We start from the raw sequence: 19,231 nt of genomic DNA on the forward strand, positions 1-19,231 counted from the left end.
CACTATGGCCAAGGAAAAAGACACCGGGCGCAAGATGATTGCGCAGAACAAGAAGGCGCGGCACGACTACCACGTCCTCGACACCTACGAGTGCGGTCTCGTGCTCATGGGCACGGAGGTCAAGTCGCTGCGGATGGGCAGGGCGTCGCTGGTCGACGGCTTCGTCCAGATCGACAACCACGAGGCGTGGCTCCACAACATCCACGTCCCGGAGTACGTCCAGGGCACCTGGACCAACCACTCGGCCAAGCGGAAGCGCAAGCTGCTCCTCCACCGTGCCGAGATCGACAAGCTGGAGTCGAAGTCGCAGGAGACCGGCCACACGATCGTGCCGCTCGCCCTGTACTTCAAGGACGGCAGGGTCAAGGTCGAGATCGCGCTCGCCAAGGGCAAGAAGGAGTTCGACAAGCGCCAGACGCTGCGCGAGAAGCAGGACACGCGGGAGACGAACCGTGCGATCTCGGCGGTCCGCCGGCGCCAGCGGAGCGCCTAAGGGCTGTCCCGCAATCCCTGGCGGGCACGCGACGACAGCTACGGCACCTCGCCGCGTTGTCGGAACGCCCGAATACGTCCAGTATGCGGACGTCCCTCCGCCTTGCGATGCACCGCATCTGACGCCGCGCGCTGATCCGCCAGGGATTGCGGGACAGCCCTTGGCGCCGGGGCCGCCGGAATACGGTGGCATCCGCGTGGGTTGGTCACGTACGATGGGCCGTGCACCTCACAGCGGGTGCGCGCATTTGAAAAAACAACATGGGGATGATCGGTTTCGACAGCGGATGTCGAAGCAGGGGAAGCGAGTCGAGGAAGCGGCAATGATCTCGTTAACCATATGTCGCAACCAATAATCGCCAATTCCAAGCGCGATTCCTCCGCCTTCGCCCTCGCTGCCTAATTAGCAGCTAAGCGAAGACTCTGCGGAGTGTCAGCCCGGGGGTGATCCCGACCCGGATCCTGGCATCATTAAGGGATCTAAACTTCTGAGCCCGGTCACGGGGTTCTGAAGGAAATCTAACAGTGACTGGGCCTGTCGGAGGCTTGTTCGCGTGACCTCCGGGGCCGAGAAAAGCGCAGCGAACTGCACTCGGAGAAGCCCTGGTTCCGCACCGTTGGACGCGGGTTCGATTCCCGCCATCTCCACAATTCCCATGTGAACGAGGACCCCGTTGCCCCAGGCAGCGGGGTCCTCGTTTTTGTGCGGCCCCGGTTCTTCCCGGTCGTATCACGCTGTTCCGACACGTGCCCTCCGGGTGCGCGACTTTCTGGATTTGCGCGTACCGGCTGCCGCGACAACCAGTGCCAGGGCCGCCGCGCACATCGGCACCGCGTAGCCGGTGCGGGTACCCGCGTGCTCGACCATCCAGCCGCCGCCCGCCGAGCCCACCGCTATCCCGCCCAGCAGTGCGGTGACGGCCAGTGTCATGCCCTCGTTGATCTGGGCCCGCGGGGTGAGCCGCTGGATCAGTGTCATGCCGGTGACCATGGTGGGCGCGGTGGCCGCCCCCGCCAGCAGCAGGCAGCCCGCGAGGACGAGCAGGGAGTCGGTGGTGGCCGTGGCGATCACGGGGAGTGACATCAGCGCGGTCATCCCGGCCAGGCAGAGCAGCAGTCTGCGACGGATGTCGACGGCGGGGCGCAGCGAGCCGTACAGCAGCCCGGCCACGCAGGATCCGCCGGCCTGGAGTGCGAGGATCGCGCCTCCGGCGTGGGCGATGGAGACGACCTCCATGGCGCCGAAGACCGCACCGGTCGCCAGGAAGACGGCCATCAGGGCGGGTGTCCCCGGGGTGCGCAGGGGTGAGGCGGCCCGTGAGCGGGGCGCGACCGGGGGTTCCGTGGAGCGCTGGGCGGCGAAGACCAGGACGCCGGTCATCATGAGGATCGCCCCGGTGAGGGTGCCTGCCTCCGGGAAGAGCGCTCCGCACAGGGAGGCGGCGAGCACCGGGCCGAGCATGAAGCACAGTTCGTCGGCGGCCTGTTCGAAGGAGTTCGCGGTGTGCAGGGCAGCCGGGTCGCCGCGGTGCAGAAAGGCCCAGCGGGCCCGCGACATGCCGCCGGTGTTCGGGGTGGTGGCCGTCGCGGCGTAGGCGGCGAAGAGCGTCCAGACCGGTGCGTCGTAGTGCACGCAGAGCAGCAGGGCGAGTGAGCCCAGGGCGGCGGTCGCGGTGGCGGGCACGGCGATCCTGGCCTGGCCGTACCGGTCGACCAGCCGCGCCGTCCAGGGTGCGACCACCGCGGTCGCGGCCAGGCCGGTCGCGGTGACGGCCCCGGCCAGGGCGTACGAACCGTGGGCGTCGGCGATCATGATGACGGCGCTGACGCTGAACATCCCCATGGGCAGCCGGGCGAGGAGCCCGCCCGCGGTGAACGCGCGTGCGCCCGGGGTGGCGAGGAGCCGGACGTACGGGTTGCCGGGTGGGGGCGGGGCGGTTCCGGTGGGAACGGCTGCGGAGGATTCGGCCCCCGGGGCGACGGGAGCAATGGCCCCGGCTGCGGAGGCGACGGAAGCGGGGGGAAGGGGCGCGGATGGGGTGGGCGCGGAGTCCGGGGCGACGGTTTCGTGAGGCACGCGTCCAGCCTCGGGGCCCGCGGTGCGCACGGTCCAACACCTGCTGGGAGCGTATTCACTCGGCCGCGTTGTAAATTGGCCGCGTGCCCGCCCGTGACACCGACCCCCGGCTCCTGCGCGCCTTCGTCGCGGTGGCCGAGGAGCTGCACTTCACCCGCGCCGCCGCCGGTCTCTACGTCGCGCAGCAGGCGCTGAGCCGGGACATCCGCCGGCTGGAGCGCGAGCTGGGCAGGGAGCTCTTCGTGCGTACCACCCGCCAGGTGTCACTCACCCCGGACGGGGAGCGGCTCCTTCCTCTCGCCCGGCGGGTGCTCGACGCGCACACCTCGCTGACGGCGGCCTTCGCGGACCCGGCGGACCGCCCGCTGCTCGTCGATCTGAACACCGACGGGATGACGGCTGCCCGGGTGCTGGCCCGCGCCCGGGAGCTCGCACCGGCGTGCGAGCTGATGGCCCGCTTCGAGAGCGGACTGACCTGGGCGGCGGGTGAGGTGCTGGCCGGACGGCTCGACGTCTCGTTCGGGCGGGCCGCGGGACTGGGGCCGGCGGTGCTGGCCGGGCTCTCCGTACAGCCCGTTCGGTACGAGCCGATGGCTGTCCTCCTGCCGCACGATCATCCGCTCGCCGGGCGGGATGCGGTCGCCATGGGGGATCTGACCGGCGAAACCGTCTACGCGGGGGCGGGCAATGCGCGCACGCTGGAGTGGACGGATCTGGCGACGACACTCTTCGCGGAGTGGAACATCGTCCTCGCCGCACCGGCCCCACTCGCGGTGGGAGTGGCTGAATTCCAACGGGTCATGGCCAAGACCGGGAACCCGGTACTGGCCGTCGTCGGCTTTCCGCCCCTGCCTGGGACGGTTCTGCGCCCGCTCGTGCTGCCGGTGCCGATCTCCCCGCTCCTGATGGTGTGGCGCAAGGGTCTCGACCACCCGGGCCTGACCGCGCTGCGCGCCGCGGCGGCCGAACTCGCCGGTAAGGAAGGATGGATGGTACGGCCACCCAAGTCGTGGTTGCCTGAAACCGATACGTCACTCATGCGTCACTGTTCATGAACAACAGGTGATACGAGGCATGGCGACCCGCGCTGTGCGCTACATTCAGTGCTTCGGGTGCACGGTGACAAGTGATGCGCGGACGAGGTGGGGGCCTGGTTCGTTGGCAAGATTCCAGTCATTCCCGCGCACCTGCTTCATTGAGTGGGGGAAGTGCGAACACCTGTGGAAAATTGGCGCGAAGGTACCCGAACCGGGCACACGCATGAGCCCAACGACGTAACCGTCCAGCTGGACGGGCTCGGACGTCAGCTCGCCGAACTGCCTGTCGAACCCGGTCCACCCGATCCTTCCGACGGGCCGGTCTTCGTCGACGAGAGCGGCCGCCGCAGCAAGACGTACCGGCGGGTGGGCTGGGTCCTCGCCACGATCTGCGCCGTGTACGCGGTGACGCTGGTGGTCGCGGTGCTCGGCGGGAACTCCGCGGCGCCCTGGCTGCCGCTCTCCCGGCAGGACGAGAAGCACGCGGAGGAGGTCGAGGTGCGGCCCGCGCCGAGCGGCGAAGCCGTGTCGGCCAGTCCGGGAACCACGCCCACCGCGTCCGCCTCGGTCTCCGGTGCCCCCGGCGCGAGCCCGTCGTCGGGTGCCTCCGCCTCCGGCGACCCGGCCGTGCCCGGCGCGAGCGCCTCCGCCTCCGCGTCTGCCCGGCCTCCGAAGGACAACACCTCCTCGGTGCCCGCCCCAGGGAACTCGGCCTCCGTACCGCCGCCCGGTGAGCCGTCCGCCCCGGCCACCGTCGATCCGCCCGTCGAGGAGAGCCCGCCGGCGTCCCCGGACCCCACGGAATCCCCGGTGCAACCACAAGAAGGCGCTCAGTAGATGACAACCCCCGTCCCGCGGGGCAGGCACAACCGGAAGAAGAAGCGGACCGTCCGGCGCAGGCTTCCCATGCGCTATCTGCTTCCGTCGCTCCTTCTTGTGGCCCTGCTCGCCATGCTGATGCTGCGCGGATACGTGCACAGCGAGATCCTCGCCGACCACCGGATCCAGCCGCCGGCTCCCACCACCCAGGTGCCCGACAAGGTGCTGGAGGGCGGTCCCGTCATCGACGCCCGGACGCAGGGCGAGCCCGCCGAGACGCTGCGGATACCCGACCGCAAGATCGTACTGACCTTCGACGACGGCCCCGACCCGGTGTGGACGCCCCGGGTCCTGGACGAGCTCAGGAAGCAGCACGCGCACGGGGTCTTCTTCGTCACGGGCACCATGGCCTCGCGCTACCCCGGCCTGGTGAAGCGGATGGTCGACGAGGGGCACGAGGTCGGGCTGCACACCTTCAACCACCCCGACCTCTCCTTCCAGTCCACCAGCCGCATCGACTGGGAGCTCTCCCAGAACCAGCTGGTGCTGGCGGGCGCGGCCGGTATCCGTACGTCGCTGTTCCGGCCGCCCTACTCGTCGTTCTCCGACGCCATGGACGACAAGTCCTGGCCGGTCACCCAGTACATCGGCAGCCGGGGCTACCTCACCGTGGTCAACAACACGGACAGTGAGGACTGGAAGCGCCCCGGCGTCGACGCGATCATCGAGCGCGCCACGCCCAAGAAGGGCAAGGGCGCCATCATCCTCATGCACGACTCAGGTGGCGACCGGTCCCAGACCGTGGCCGCCCTGGGCAGGTTCCTGCCGCAGATGCAGGAACGCGGCTACGACTTCACCAACCTCACGACGGCGCTCGGCGCCCCCAGCGCGCACACCCCGGTCACCGGGCTCGCGCTCTGGAAGGGCAAGGCGTTCGTCGGGGCCGTGGAGATCTCCGAGAACATCACCGGCGTCATGGTGGTCGGCCTCGCGGCGATCGGCGTCCTGGTCATGGTCCGCTTCGGGCTGATGCTGCTGCTCTCCTTCCTGCACGCCAGGAAGGTGCGCCGCAAGGACTTCAGCTGGGGCGAGCCGTTGACCCGGCCGGTGTCGGTCCTCGTCCCCGCGTACAACGAGCGGGAGTGCATCGAGGCCACCGTGAGATCCCTGGTGGCCAGCGACTACCCGATCGAGGTCATCGTCATCGACGACGGCTCGACGGACGGCACGGCCGATCTCGTCGAGGCGATGTGGATCCCGAACGTCCGTGTCGTGCGCCAGCGCAACGCCGGCAAGCCGGCCGCCCTCAACAACGGCATCGCGAACGCCCGTTACGACATCGTCGTGATGATGGACGGCGACACCGTGTTCGAACCGTCCACGGTGCGCGAACTCGTGCAGCCGTTCGCGGACCCCCGGGTGGGAGCGGTCGCGGGCAACGCCAAGGTCGGCAACCGCGATTCGCTGATCGGTGCCTGGCAGCACATCGAGTACGTGATGGGTTTCAACCTCGACCGCCGGATGTACGACCTGCTCGGCTGCATGCCCACCATCCCCGGTGCGGTCGGCGCCTTCCGCCGTGACGCGCTGGACCGGATCGGCGGCATGAGCGAGGACACCCTCGCCGAGGACACCGACGTCACCATGGGTCTGCACCGCGACGGCTGGCGTGTCGTCTACGCGGAGAACGCCCGGGCCTGGACCGAGGCCCCGGAGTCCGTGCAACAGCTCTGGTCCCAGCGCTACCGGTGGTCGTACGGCACGATGCAGGCCATCTGGAAGCACCGCCGCGCGGTCATCGAGCGGGGGCCCTCGGGCCGCTTCGGACGCGTGGGACTTCCGTTCGTCTCCCTGTTCATGGTCGTCGCCCCGCTGCTGGCGCCCCTGATCGACGTCTTCCTCCTGTACGGGCTGGTCTTCGGCCCGACCGGGAAGACGGTCGCGGCCTGGTTCGGGGTCCTGCTGGTGCAGGCCGTCTGCGCCGCGTACGCCTTCCGGCTCGACAAGGAACGCATGACCCACCTCATCTCCCTGCCGCTCCAGCAGGTCCTCTACCGGCAGCTGATGTACGTCGTGCTGCTCCAGTCCTGGATCACCGCTCTCACCGGTGGCCGGCTGCGCTGGCAGAAGCTGCGGCGTACCGGCGTGGTGGAGGCGCCGGGCGGTACGCAGAACCGTCGCAAGGAATCGGACAAGGACCGGAGGCCGGTGGCATGACCTATCCGGACCGACCTCGGCAGGACGCCCACGACGACGGGTCCCGGCCGTCCCGCGACGCCCGTGGCAACGGCTCCTGGCCGCCACGGGGTGCCTACGACGACGGGGCCTGGCCGCCCCCGGACGCAGCCGACCGGGCACCGTCGCAGCCCGCCGGCGTCCAACCGGCGCACGCCGGCGCCGCGTACACCGCCGCGCTGTCCGCTCCTCCCGTCCCCGCCGCCTCCTCCGTGCCCGCCCCGGCGGTCCGTCCGGAGCGGGTGCCGAAGGCCCCGGACGCCTTGGACGGGGCCCCCGCGCCCCGGGCCAAGCCCGGCCGCGACCGCTACCTCGACCTGCTCAGGGCCGTGGCCCTCGTCCGCGTCGTGGTCTTCCACCTGTTCGGCTGGGCCTGGCTGACCGTCCTCTTCCCGTCCATGGGCGTGATGTTCGCCCTGGCCGGATCGCTGATGGCCCGCTCGCTGGCCCGCCCGGCGGTGAGCGTCATACGCGGCCGGCTGCGCCGACTGCTCCCCCCGATGTGGGCGTTCTCGCTCGTCGTCGTGCCGGTGATGTTCGCGCTGAGCTGGAAGCCCGTCCGGGAGGAGGGGCTGTGGTGGTTCGTCAAGCTCGGCAGCTACCTCTTCCCGCTGGGCTCGCCCCCGTATCCCGAGGAGAGCGGCTCGGACGGCGGGTGGCTGGAGCTGAGCTGGGCGGACCAGGCGGCCGGGCCGCTCTGGTACATCAGGGCCTACCTCTGGTTCGTGCTGGCCTCGCCGCTGCTGCTCAGGGCGTTCCGCAGGCTGCCGTGGGCGACGCTGCTCGCCCCGGTCGCCCTCACCGCCGTGATCGGCACCGGCCTCGTGACGGTGCCTGGCACCTTCGGCGAGGGCCTGGTCGACTTCGCCGTGTTCGGCTCCTGCTGGATCCTTGGCTTCGCCCACAACGACGGGCTGCTGAAGGAGATCCCCCGCTACATCGCGGTGTCCTCCGCGGCGATCGTCATGGGCTTCGGGCTCTGGTGGGCGTCCGGGCACCTCACAGAGGAGGGCTGGAACCTCGACGAGATCCCCCTCGCCCAGGCCACCTGGTCCCTCGGTTTCTGCGCGGTCCTCCTCGTGTACGCGCCGTCCTGGCAGAAGCTCCCCGGCAGGCTCGCGGGGTGGGACAGCCTGGTCACGCTGGCCAACAACAGGGCCGTGACGATCTACCTGTGGCACAACCTGCTGCTGATGGCCGCCCTGCACCTGGTGGACCAGCTCTGGTCCGTCCCGTGGTTCGGCGACACGTTCGGCACGTACATAGAGAAGTCGTACGAGGTGCTCGTACTGATCGCCGTCTGGCCGCTGATAGGGCTGGCGATCGTGGCGTTCGGCTGGGTCGAGGACGTGGCCGCGAAGCGCCGGCCGCGTCTGTGGCCGAACGGCGCTGACCGGCGGCGCAGGGCCTGACCCCCGGGGAGGTGTGCGGCGGCCCGACCCGCCGCACACCCGTCGCGCGGTACACCCCCGGCTCACCGCACCCGCGCGGTCCGAGTGAGAGCAAGGTTGCGCACCGGTCACCTCACGGCACCGCCCCGAAACGCGGACTCCCTAGCGTCGGACCCACAACACCCCGACCCCTGTGGAGGCGCGTGATGGCCGGTCGTTGGATCGAGCAGTGGGAGCCCGAGGACGAGACGTTCTGGCGGGAGACCGGCGAGCGGACCGCCCGCCGGAACCTCTGGTTCTCCGTGCTCTCGGAGCACATCGGCTTCTCGATCTGGTCCCTGTGGTCCGTCATGGTCCTCTTCATGGGACCGGAGTACGGGGTCGACCCTGCCGGGAAGTTCTTCCTGATCTCCACGGCCACCCTGGTCGGCGCGATCGTCCGGGTGCCGTACACCTTCGCGGTGGCGCTGTTCGGCGGTCGCAACTGGACCGTCTTCAGCGCGCTGTCGCTCCTGGTGCCGACCGTCGCCGCCTTCGTGGTGATGGAGCCCGGCACCTCGTACACCACGTTCGTGGTCGTCGCCGCGCTCACCGGCATCGGGGGCGGCAACTTCGCCTCGTCGATGACGAACATCAACGCCTTCTTCCCGCTGCGCAGGAAGGGCTGGGCACTCGGACTCAACGCTGGCGGAGGCAACATCGGCGTACCGGTCGTCCAACTGGTCGGCCTGCTCGTGATCGGCACGGCCGGTGCCGCCCATCCGAGGCTCGTGCTCGGGATGTACGTGCCGCTGATCGTCGTCGCGGCGCTCGGTGCCGTACTCCGGATGGACAACCTCCGGCCGGTGCGGAACGACACCGGGGCCGCGCTCCAGGCCGTACGCGAGCCGCACACCTGGGTCATGTCGGTGCTCTACGTCGGCACCTTCGGCTCGTTCATCGGCTACAGCTTCGCCTTCGGCCTCGTCCTGCAGACCCAGTTCGGCCGGACCCCCCTGCAAGCTGCCTCGCTCACCTTCGTCGGTCCGCTGCTCGGTTCCCTGGTCCGGCCCGCGGGCGGCCTGCTCGCCGACCGGTACGGCGGCGCCCGGATCACCCTGTGGACCTTCGCGGCCATGGCCGGGGCGACCGGGGTCGTCGTCCACGCCTCCGGCACCGAGTCGCTGCCGGTCTTCCTCGTCGGCTTCGTCGCGCTGTTCGTCCTGACCGGACTCGGCAACGGCTCGACGTTCAGGATGATCCCGGGCATCTTCCACGCCCAGGGGGTCGGCAAGGGCCTGGGCGGCGACGAGGCGGCGGCGTACGGCAGGCGGCTCTCGGGCGCGGCCATGGGGCTCATCGGGGCGGTCGGGGCCCTGGGCGGGCTCGCGATCAACCTCGCGTTCCGGCAGTCCTTCGCGGCCTCGGGCAGCGGGACGGCCGCGTTCTGGTCCTTCCTCGCCTTCTACGCCGTCTGCTTCACCCTGACGTGGGCGGTATACCTTCGCCGCCCGGCGGCGGCGGCCTCGAAGCCCCAGCTCAGCTACGCCGAGGTGTGAGGATGGCCATAGCGCGTCGCGCGACGTAACGGGCGGGAAATACGGGAGAACCGAGACTGTCACGCGGTGTTGACAGTCTCGGCTCTCCGCATCATCGAGCAACAGCGGGACGAGAGCCGGGTATCAGGCCATGCAGGACGACGCACAGCACGGGCCCCTCGCGGGCTTCACGGTCGGGGTGACCGCAGCCCGTCGCGCCGAGGAGCTCGGGACGCTCCTCACGCGCAGGGGTGCCTCTGTCCTGCACGCGCCCGCACTGCGGATCGTGCCGCTCGCGGACGACAGCGAACTCCTGGCCGCCACGAAGGAGCTGATCGGACACGCACCCGACGTCGTCATCGCCACCACCGCCATCGGGTTCCGGGGCTGGGTGGAGGCAGCCGACGGCTGGGGCGTCGGGGAGGAACTCCTCGACCTGCTCCGGGGCGTCGAACTGCTCGCGCGCGGTCCCAAGGTCAAGGGTGCGATCCGGGCCGCAGGTCTGACCGAGGAGTGGTCGCCGCAGTCCGAGTCCATGGCCGAGGTCCTCGACCGGCTCCTGGAGGAGGGTGTCTCGGGCCGCAGGGTCGCGCTCCAGCTGCACGGCGAACCGCTGCCCGGCTTCGTGGAGTCGCTCCGGGCGGCGGGCGCCGAGGTCGTCGGCGTACCCGTCTACCGGTGGATGCCGCCGGAGGACATCGCGCCGCTGGACCGCATGCTCGACGTCACGGTCGCCCGGGGGCTGGACGCGCTCACCTTCACCAGCGCTCCCGCCGCCGCCTCGTACCTGAACCGGGCGGAGGCCCGCGGGATACTCCCCGAGGTGCTGGACGCCCTGAACCACGACGTCCTGACCGTCTGCGTCGGGCCGGTCACCGCGCTGCCGCTCCAGGCCAAGGGCATCGACACCTTCCAGCCGGAGCGCTTCCGGCTGGGCCCGCTCGTCCAGGTGCTCTGCGCCCAACTGCCCGCCCGCGTCCGCGCGCTGCCGGTCGCCGGCCACCTGGTCGAGATCCGCGGCCACGCGGTGCTGGTGGACGGCGCCCTGCGCCCGGTACCGCCTGCGGGCATGGCCCTGCTGCACACGCTGGCCCGCAGGCCCGGCTGGGTGGTATCGCGGGCCGACCTGCTGCGCGCCCTGCCCGGCAGCGGCACCGACGAACACGCGGTGGAGACGGCGATGGCCCGGCTGCGGACGGCCCTCGGGGCGCCGCGGCTGATCCAGACGGTCGTCAAACGTGGCTACCGGCTGGCGCTGGACCCCTCGGCGGACACCAAGTACGACGGTTCCTGAGCGGGCGGCCACCGCGTACGCGGACCTGGGAGGCGGCCACGGACGGTGGTCGCCCGGCGGCTACGGTGCGGGGATGACCCACGACATCCACCCCCTGACCGAGGACGTCCGGCTGAGGCCCGCGACCCTGGACGACGCCGAGTCCTTCGCCGAGAGCCTGACCCGGAGCCGCGCCTACATGCGGCGATGGGACCCCGTGCGCCCCGATGCCTTCTACACCCCGGAGGGCCAGCACCAGCGGCTGACCGCGCTGCTGGCGGACCAGGACGCCGGGCGCGCGATGCCCTGGGTGCTGGCCGACGACGAGGACCGCGTCGTGGGGGCGTTGACGTTCTCGTCGATCGAACGCGGGCCGTTCCGCAACGCCCGGCTCGGCTACTGGATCGACGTCGACAGCGCCGGGCGGGGCCTGGCCACGAACGCCGTCGCCCGGGCCTGCGAGCTGGCGCGGGACGGCCTCGGACTGCACCGGATCGAGGCGGGCACGGTCCTGGACAACGCCGCCTCGCAGCGGGTGCTGGCCAAGTGCGGATTCGAGCTCTACGGCACGGCGCCCCGCTATCTGCACATCAACGGCGAGTGGCAGGACCACCGGATGTTCCAGCGGATCCTGCACGACGGTCCGCCGCAGCGCTGAACGGTGCCGGGAGGGTTCCCGGCCGGGCCGGATAGCGGCACTCTGGTGGTGGCTTCCCCCACAGGTGACCCCCGAGGCGGTGACTGGCTCATGGCGGCGGGTACGGGCGTCCACGACCGGCGGTTCGACTCCGGGCGCGTCTGTCTGGACCTGGTTGCCACGGGGGCGGACTCCGGGGACCGGGAGCGGATCGACCGCCCGGCGGGCCTCGCCGAGTGGCTGGTGGCCTCAAGGTTGGTCCCGCACGGGACGCCGTTGGGGGCCGTGGACGAGACCTGGGTGGCGCGCTTCCGTCAACTGCGTTCGTACGTGGACTGCCTGATGGCCGCTCAACTCAGCTCCGGTGGAGCGGACTCGGCCCTGGAGCAGGTCAACGCCCTGGCCGCCGGGGCGCCGCCGGGCCTGCGGGCCGTGCGCGGGCAGGGCGGTGTGCTCGTACGGGCCCTGAGCGCCGAGCCCGGGTGCGGTGAACTGCTGGCCGCGGTGGCCCGGGACGCGGTGGACCTGCTGACGGACCCGGTGGCACGGGCGGCGCTGCGCCGGTGCGAGGGCGATGCCTGCCGGCGGCTCTACCTGGACACGTCGAGGGGGCTGCGGCGCCGCTGGTGCTCCAGCGAGGTGTGCGGCAACCGGGAGCGGGTGGCGAGGCACAGGCGCCGCGTGCGGGCCGTGTCGTAGAGCCGCGTCACCTGGTGGCGAACGGATCGGGCAACCCGCAAATCCCCTGTCCCGAAAGAAAGTTGCCCGGACGCTGAGTGAACCGGTGCCCGTTCCCGTATCGATGGGCACAGAGCTCTACAGGGTCTCGACCGGGAGGTTCGTGTGCGCAAGGATGCGGCCGTGGCCGATGACCGTCCGCACCGGGCCCGACATCGTGGTGCACCGTCCCGTTCATCCTCCGACGTCCCCGACGAGGAGCTGATGCGGGCGCTGTACCGCGAACACGCCGGTCCGCTGCTCGCCTACGTACTCCGGCTCGTCGCGGGTGACCGCCAACGGGCCGAGGACGTGGTGCAGGAGACGCTCATCCGTGCCTGGAAGAACGCCGGTTCGCTCAACCGGGCCACCGGCTCCGTCCGCCCCTGGCTGGTGACGGTCGCCCGACGGATCGTCATCGACGGCCACCGCAGCCGGCAGGCCCGGCCGCGCGAGGTCGATCCGTCGCCGCTGGAGGTCATTCCCGCGGAGGACGAGATCGACAAGGCGTTGTGGCTGATGACGCTGTCGGACGCGCTCGACGATTTGACCCCGGCACACCGGGAAGCATTGGTCGAGACCTACTTCAGGGGCCGTACGGTCAACGAGGCCGCCGAGGTGCTGGGTGTCCCCAGCGGGACCGTGCGGTCCCGGGTGTTCTACGCACTCCGCTCCATGAAGCTCGCACTCGAGGAAAGGGGGATCACGGCATGAGCGACGACGGATGGCAGCCGTTCGGGGACCGGCCGCCCGGTCCCCGTGGGCCTTCGGGCCCGCCCGGCCCGCCACGCGCGTCCGGCGGCCCCTTCGGGTTCCCGGTGGAGCTCCCCGTGGAGGGCGCGGGCCACGACGCCGCCGGCGCCTACGTGCTGGGCATCCTCGACGACGCCGAGGCGAGCGCGTTCGAGGCCCATCTGGCGGGCTGCGCGCTGTGCGCCGCGCATCTCGACGAGTTCGCCGGGATGGAACCCGTGCTGGCCATGCTCGCCGAGGCGCCGGCGGCCGACCCCGGCGCACGCCCCGTCCCGCACGTGCCGGAGCCCCCTGGACCGCGGCTGCTGGGCGGTCTCGTCGACGAGGTGGCGCGCAAGCGCTCCCGGCGGCGGCGGCGCGCCGGGTACCTGATCGCGGCGGCGGCGGTCCTGGTGATCGGCGGCCCGGTGGTCGCCGTCACGGCCACGGCCGGTGAGGACTCGGGCAGGAGGATCGAGGCGGCCGACCCGCACCCCACGAGCCCCGCCGAGGACGCCTTCTTCAACCACATGCCGGAGAAGAGGTCGGCGACCGATCCCGTGACCCGGGTCGACGCCACGGTCGGCATGGAGCCCAAGGCCTGGGGCACGCACACGGTCCTGGAGCTGAAGAACGTCAGGGGCCCGCAGAAGTGCAGCCTGATCGCCGTGTCCAGGAGCGGTGAGGAGGAGGTCGTCACCTCCTGGTCCGTGCCGAAGTGGGGATACGGGATCCCGGGCTCCGCCCACGAGAGCGCGGAGCAGCCGCTCTACGTGCACGGGGGTGCGGCGATGGCCCGCGACGACATCGACCATTTCGAGGTGCGCACCTTCGACGGGGAGCGGCTGGTGGAGATCGGCGCCTGAGGGCCGCTCGTCCGGATCCGGTCCGATCCGGACGAAGCGCCCAGAACTCGCCACGGGTCGCAGGTGCGCTCGGGGCTCCCTTTCGCGTACGGTTGACGGCTGCCTGATGCACGTCAGAAGGGGGCCTCGGTGGCCGCGCAGGATGCCGCTGTCGATTCGTTGCGGGACCGGGAAATCGGAGTCGAACAAGAACATCTGGACCGGGTTTACCACCGTCTCGAAGAGAAGATCGACGAGGCGGAATTTCTCATGCGGGACGCCGGCCGACGGGGCCAGGTCGGCACCCCCGGCGCGCTCGCCGAACGTGACGCCCAGGTCTTCCGTGCCGGGGTCCACCTCAATCGGCTGAACAGCGAGTTCGAGGACTTCCTCTTCGGACGGATCGACCTGCTGCGCGGCAAGGACGGTGAGCGCGGCCCGGACGGTGCGTTCACCTCCGTGGACGCGGCCGACGACGCCGTACGCGAGGACGACACCGCGGAGATCGCGGAGACGCTCCACATCGGCCGCATCGGAGTCCTCGACTCCGACTACGCGCCGCTGGTGATCGACTGGCGGGCGCCGGCCGCCGCGCCGTTCTACCGGTCGACGCCGAAGGACCCGGGCCGCGTCGTGCGCCGCCGGGTCATCCGCTCCAAGGGCCGCAGGGTCCTCGGGGTGGAGGACGACCTGATGCGCCCGGAGCTGACCGCCCACCTGGGCGGCGACCGGCTGCCCGTGGTCGGCGACGGTGCCCTGATGGCCGCACTGGGCCAGGCCCGCAGCCACACGATGCGGGACATCGTCTCGTCGATCCAGGCCGAGCAGGACATGGTCATCCGCGCCCCTGCCGCGTCCGTCACCGAGGTCTCCGGCGGCCCCGGCACCGGCAAGACGGCGGTGGCCCTGCACCGGGCCGCCTATCTGCTCTACCAGGACCGCCGGCGGTACTCGGGCGGCATCCTCGTCGTCTCGCCGACCCCGTTGCTCGTCGCGTACACCGAAGGGGTGCTGCCCTCGCTCGGCGAGGAGGGCCAGGTCGCGATCCGCGCGGTCGGCTCGCTCTCCGACGAGGCCGCGGGGGTGGAGGGGGCCACCACGTACGACGAGCCCGCCGTCGCCCGGATCAAGGGCTCCTCCCGGATGCTCCACGTGCTGCGCAAGGCGGCCCGCGGGGCGCTGGAACAGCCCCCGTCCCGGCCCGCCGCCCAGGACGGGCAGCTGGAGTTCGGGGAGCCGGCCCCCGCGGAGGCCGGCACTCCCACCCGCCTGCGGGTGGTGGCCTTCGGCGCCCGGGTCGAGCTCGAAGCGGACGAGCTCCGGCGCATCCGGCACAACGTCCTCGGGGGCACCGCCCCGGTCAACCTGCTGCGCCCGCGCGCCCGCAAGCTGCTCCTGGACGCCCTGTGGAGCAAGTCGTCGGGCCGCGGCCGGTACACCGATCCGGAACTGGTCGCCGAGCTGCGCTCGTCGTTCGACGAGGACGTGTCCACCGAGACGCCGTTCCTCACGTTCCTGAACGCCTGGTGGCCGGAACTCACCCCTCGCCAGGTTCTGGCCGCCATGGCCGACGAGCGGCGGCTGAGCCGGTGGGCCCGCCGGATCCTGAACCAGGGCGAGACGCGCCGCCTGGCGCGTTCGCTGAAGCGGCTGGACGAGGACGGCAAGGGCCCGCTCTCCGTCCACGACGTGGCGCTCCTGGACGAGTTGCAGACCCTGCTGGGCACTCCGGCGAGGCCGAAGCGGAGGCGCGAGCTCGACCCGCTGGACCATCTGACGGGGCTGGAGGAGCTTATGCCCCGGCGCGAGGAGACGCAGCGCGAACGTGCCGAGCGGCTGGCGGCGGAGCGCACCGAGTACGCCCACGTCATCGTCGACGAGGCGCAGGACCTGACACCGATGCAGTGGCGGATGGTCGGGCGCCGGGGCAGGCACGCCACCTGGACGATCGTCGGCGACGCGGCGCAGTCGTCCTGGTCGGACCCGGACGAGGCGTCCGCCGCGCGCGACGAGGCGCTCGGCAACCGGCCCCGGCGGCAGTTCACCCTCACCGTGAACTATCGCAACCCGGCGGAGATCGCCGAGCTCGCGGCGAAGGTGCTGGCGCTGGCGATGCCGGGCATGGAGTCCCCGTCCGCGGTCCGCTCCACGGGTGTGGAGCCGCGCTTCGAGACCGTGCGGGGCGGGGACCTCGCCTCGACCGTCCGGGAGGAGGCGCGCAGGCTGCTCGCGGAGGTGGACGGCACCGTCGGTGTGGTCGTGGCGATGAACCGCCGTGCCGAGGCCCGTGCCTGGCTGGAGGAGCTGGGCGAACGGGTGGTGGCGCTGGGCAGCCTGGAGGCGAAGGGCCTGGAGTACGACGCCACGGTGGTCGTCTCGCCCGCGGAGATCGCCGACGAGTCACCGGCCGGGCTGCGGGTGCTCTACGTCGCTCTCACCCGCGCGACGCAGCAGCTGACCGTCGTCTCGGGGGAGCGCGACGTGCCGGACGAGGACGGTGTGCCGGACCTGTTGCGGGACTGAGGCGCTTTTCCGGGGTCTTTGTTAGCCTGGAGTCGGCACCGGCTCGATCCAAGCCCCCGGGCCCAACCTTCGTCGCTTCGAGCGACCACTTGCCGCGAGGCGAGCATGGCGGGCCGGTGCCACCTGACAGTTGGAAGACAGACCCGCGTCACCTGCTGGTGGCGCGGGTCTGTTGTCGTTTCCGGTGGTTCCGGTGGTTCCGGCACTTCCCCGCGGTTCGGCGGCCCGGTGGCCCCGGGCCGCCCGATTCACAGCCGGCCGGGGTTACGCGCAGCTGGCACTTCTCGTATGGTGGAAAAAAGTTTCCGAAAATCATCGGTCATTACCGGCTACCAGTCGGTAGGTGCGACGATCGGAACGCACGTACGGGGCCCGGCCCCGTCTGCGTGCGGCAACGAAGCTCAGGAAAGCGAAGGACTCGGCCATGGCAACGGCGCCCAGCGTCTCGTACTCGATGACGGTCAGGCTGGAGGTGCCCGCGAGCGGCACCGCGGTCTCCCACCTGACCACGGCCGTGGAGTCCTCCGGCGGCTCGGTCACCGGCCTCGACGTGACCGCTTCCGGCCACGAGAAGCTGCGGATCGACGTCACCATCGCGGCCTCCTCCACCTCGCACGCGGACGAGATCGTCGAGGGCCTGCGCGGCATCGAGGGCGTCATCCTCGGCAAGGTCTCCGACCGTACGTTCCTGATGCACCTCGGCGGCAAGATCGAGATGGCGTCCAAGCACCCCATCCGCAACCGTGACGACCTCTCCATGATCTACACCCCGGGTGTGGCGCGGGTCTGCATGGCGATCGCGGAGAACCCCGAGGACGCCCGCCGTCTCACCATCAAGCGGAACTCCGTCGCGGTGGTCACGGACGGCTCCGCCGTGCTCGGCCTCGGGAACATCGGTCCGATGGCGTCCCTCCCCGTGATGGAGGGCAAGGCGGCCCTCTTCAAGCGCTTCGCCGGCATCGACGCCTGGCCGATCTGCCTGGACACGCAGGACACCGATGAGATCGTGTCCATCGTCAAGGCGATCGCCCCCGGCTTCGCGGGGATCAACCTGGAGGACATCTCCGCCCCCCGCTGCTTCGAGATCGAGGCACGGCTGCGGGAGGCCCTCGACATCCCCGTCTTCCACGACGACCAGCACGGCACGGCGATCGTCGTCCTGGCCGCCCTGACCAACGCGCTGCGCGTGGTGGGCAAGGCGATCGGTGACGTACGGGTCGTCATGTCCGGTGCGGGCGCGGCCGGTACGGCGATCCTCAAGCTGCTCATCGCCGCGGGCGTCAAGCACACGGTCGTCGCCGACATCCACGGTGTGGTGCACGCGGGCCGCAAGGACCTGGTGGACGCCACCCCGGACTCGCCGCTGCGCTGGATCGCCGACAACACCAACCCCGAGGGCGTCACCGGCACCCTCAAGGAGGCCGTCGTCGACTCCGACGTCTTCATCGGTGTCTCGGCGCCCAACGTGCTGGACGGCTCAGACGTCGCGGCGATGGCCGAGGGCGCGATCGTGTTCGCGCTCGCGAACCCCGACCCCGAGGTGGACCCGGCGATCGCCCGCGAGACGGCGGCGGTCGTGGCCACCGGCCGCTCCGACTTCCCGAACCAGATCAACAACGTGCTGGTCTTCCCGGGTGTCTTCCGCGGTCTGCTGGACGCCCAGTCCCGCACCGTCAACACGGAGATGATGCTCGCCGCCGCGCGCGCGCTGGCCGACGTGGTCGCCGAGGACGAGGTGAACGCGAACTACATCATCCCGTCCGTCTTCAACGACAAGGTCGCGGGCGCCGTCGCCGGTGCGGTCCGGGACGCGGCCAAGGCGGCCGGAACCGCCGCCGCCGCGACCGGTCCCGCGTAAGCGGACATTCGTCCGGACGGCCCTGTCGCACGTCACCCGCGGGGGTCGGCCACGGCTCCCGCGGACGGTGCCGTAGCTCACGTCCGGCCGCTTCCCACGGCGCGTCGCGGGTCGCGGCGTCCCAAACGCCCCTTTAGGGTGGGCGGGCAGCGAGCCCCCAGGCCCGGCATCCGCTGCGGACCGCTCCAACAAGTCGACGGAACGTCATCACAGCCGTTCGGTGGTGCGTTTCGTGTGACGTCGAGGGGTTCCGGATTGGCGTTAGCGCCGCAGGTGGGGGCAGGATGCGTATTCGGGCGCGAGGGTCTGACATCAGACCCGGGTCCGGGGACTGTCAGAGGGCCCTGGCAGCATCGGCTTCGATCTCACGCCTCACAGGCAAGAAGAACACGGGAGTACAAACATGAACCGCAGTGAGCTGGTGGCCGCCCTGGCCGACCGTGCCGAGGTGACCCGCAAGGACGCCGACGCCGTTCTGGCCGCGCTCGCCGAGACCGTCGGCGAGATCGTCGCCAAGGGCGACGAGAAGGTCACCATCCCCGGCTTCCTGACCTTCGAGCGCACCCACCGTGCCGCTCGCACCGCTCGCAACCCGCAGACCGGCGACCCGATCAACATCCCGGCCGGCTACAGCGTGAAGGTCTCCGCGGGCTCCAAGCTCAAGGAAGCCGCCAAGGGCAAGTAGGTCCCCGAGGCATCGAGAAGGGCGGCCGTCCCGACCGGGGCGGCCGCCCTTCGTCATGCCCGGCGCCGCCGACCCCGCGGCCCCCGCGGGACGCGAACGTCCCGTGCGGGCGCTGTGAGACGCCCTGCGGCGCCCCGGCGGCGAGGGGAGGCCCAGGGGAGGGGCGCCCCGCCGGTTCGGCGCTGTACGGGCGTTCTGTGGCTCCGGTCCCGGTACCTCCCGGGTGAAGCGGGGCATACGGGCTCGGAACCGCGCCGTACGCCCGGCCGTCCGGCACCGCGCGGCGTACGTCCGTCCGGGTGCCGTCCGCGTACGCAGAAGTCCGCCGCCCCGGTCCCCCGTGACTCACGGGGGACCGGGGCGGCGGACTGTGGTGCGAGGGTGCGCAATGCT

General features: G+C 71.2%; 15 protein-coding genes and 1 other RNA gene. 15 read left to right on the forward strand and 1 reads right to left on the reverse strand.

The window, feature by feature from the left end:
- Positions 1-4 precede the first annotated feature (4 nt).
- The gene (smpB, locus tag AB0I83_RS03635) at positions 5-493 is read left to right on the forward strand and encodes an SsrA-binding protein SmpB (RefSeq protein ID WP_356534079.1); all 489 of its coding nucleotides are present in this window, start codon (positions 5-7) and stop codon (positions 491-493) included.
- Between the two features lie 262 nt (positions 494-755).
- Positions 756-1,143: a transfer-messenger RNA gene (gene ssrA / locus AB0I83_RS03640) on the forward strand.
- A 79-nt stretch (positions 1,144-1,222) separates the two neighbouring features.
- Here ssrA and AB0I83_RS03645 read toward each other — a convergent pair.
- Positions 1,223-2,569, reverse strand: coding sequence for an MFS transporter (locus AB0I83_RS03645; protein ID WP_363303475.1), 1,347 nt, complete (start codon positions 2,567-2,569; stop codon positions 1,223-1,225).
- A gap of 83 nt (positions 2,570-2,652) precedes the next feature.
- Between AB0I83_RS03645 and AB0I83_RS03650 the strand changes: the two genes are divergently transcribed.
- The 13 genes from AB0I83_RS03650 (at position 2,653) to AB0I83_RS03710 (ending at position 18,838) form a co-directional block, all read left to right on the forward strand.
- On the forward strand, positions 2,653-3,624 hold the full coding sequence (locus AB0I83_RS03650; protein ID WP_363303476.1) for a LysR family transcriptional regulator: 972 nt from the start codon (positions 2,653-2,655) through the stop codon (positions 3,622-3,624).
- Positions 3,625-3,789: 165 nt separating this feature from the next.
- Positions 3,790-4,443, forward strand: a complete 654-nt coding sequence (locus AB0I83_RS03655) for a hypothetical protein (RefSeq protein WP_363303477.1) — start codon at positions 3,790-3,792, stop codon at positions 4,441-4,443.
- Positions 4,444-6,642: a glycosyltransferase gene (locus tag AB0I83_RS03660; RefSeq protein WP_356842238.1), complete on the forward strand. Its 2,199-nt coding sequence runs from the start codon at positions 4,444-4,446 to the stop codon at positions 6,640-6,642.
- A complete protein-coding gene (locus tag AB0I83_RS03665) occupies positions 6,639-8,072 on the forward strand; it encodes an acyltransferase family protein (protein ID WP_363303478.1) in 1,434 nt (477 codons plus the stop codon). The genes AB0I83_RS03660 and AB0I83_RS03665 overlap by 4 nt, the downstream gene beginning before the upstream one ends.
- A gap of 185 nt (positions 8,073-8,257) precedes the next feature.
- Positions 8,258-9,589 (forward strand): nitrate/nitrite transporter, encoded by a 1,332-nt coding sequence (locus AB0I83_RS03670; protein ID WP_363303479.1) that lies wholly within the window; start codon positions 8,258-8,260, stop codon positions 9,587-9,589.
- A 130-nt stretch (positions 9,590-9,719) separates the two neighbouring features.
- The gene (locus AB0I83_RS03675) at positions 9,720-10,862 is read left to right on the forward strand and encodes a uroporphyrinogen-III synthase (protein WP_356534067.1); all 1,143 of its coding nucleotides are present in this window, start codon (positions 9,720-9,722) and stop codon (positions 10,860-10,862) included.
- A 73-nt stretch (positions 10,863-10,935) separates the two neighbouring features.
- Positions 10,936-11,499: a GNAT family protein gene (locus AB0I83_RS03680; RefSeq protein ID WP_356842243.1), complete on the forward strand. Its 564-nt coding sequence runs from the start codon at positions 10,936-10,938 to the stop codon at positions 11,497-11,499.
- Between the two features lie 90 nt (positions 11,500-11,589).
- The gene (locus AB0I83_RS03685) at positions 11,590-12,177 is read left to right on the forward strand and encodes a CGNR zinc finger domain-containing protein (RefSeq protein ID WP_363303790.1); all 588 of its coding nucleotides are present in this window, start codon (positions 11,590-11,592) and stop codon (positions 12,175-12,177) included.
- A 144-nt stretch (positions 12,178-12,321) separates the two neighbouring features.
- Entirely contained in the window at positions 12,322-12,909 is a 588-nt protein-coding gene (locus tag AB0I83_RS03690; protein WP_356534063.1) for a sigma-70 family RNA polymerase sigma factor, read from the forward strand.
- Entirely contained in the window at positions 12,906-13,793 is an 888-nt protein-coding gene (locus AB0I83_RS03695; protein WP_363303480.1) for a zf-HC2 domain-containing protein, read from the forward strand. Before AB0I83_RS03690 ends, AB0I83_RS03695 begins: the two co-directional genes overlap by 4 nt.
- Before the next feature lie 129 nt (positions 13,794-13,922).
- A complete protein-coding gene (locus tag AB0I83_RS03700) occupies positions 13,923-16,295 on the forward strand; it encodes a UvrD-helicase domain-containing protein (RefSeq protein WP_363303481.1) in 2,373 nt (790 codons plus the stop codon).
- A gap of 424 nt (positions 16,296-16,719) precedes the next feature.
- Positions 16,720-18,153, forward strand: a complete 1,434-nt coding sequence (locus AB0I83_RS03705) for an NAD-dependent malic enzyme (protein WP_356534059.1) — start codon at positions 16,720-16,722, stop codon at positions 18,151-18,153.
- Positions 18,154-18,556: 403 nt separating this feature from the next.
- Positions 18,557-18,838: an HU family DNA-binding protein gene (locus AB0I83_RS03710; protein WP_003968811.1), complete on the forward strand. Its 282-nt coding sequence runs from the start codon at positions 18,557-18,559 to the stop codon at positions 18,836-18,838.
- Positions 18,839-19,231 lie beyond the last annotated feature (393 nt).

Origin of the sequence: Streptomyces sp. NPDC049970 (assembly GCF_040660235.1) — a bacterium.
Classification (GTDB): domain Bacteria; phylum Actinomycetota; class Actinomycetes; order Streptomycetales; family Streptomycetaceae; genus Streptomyces.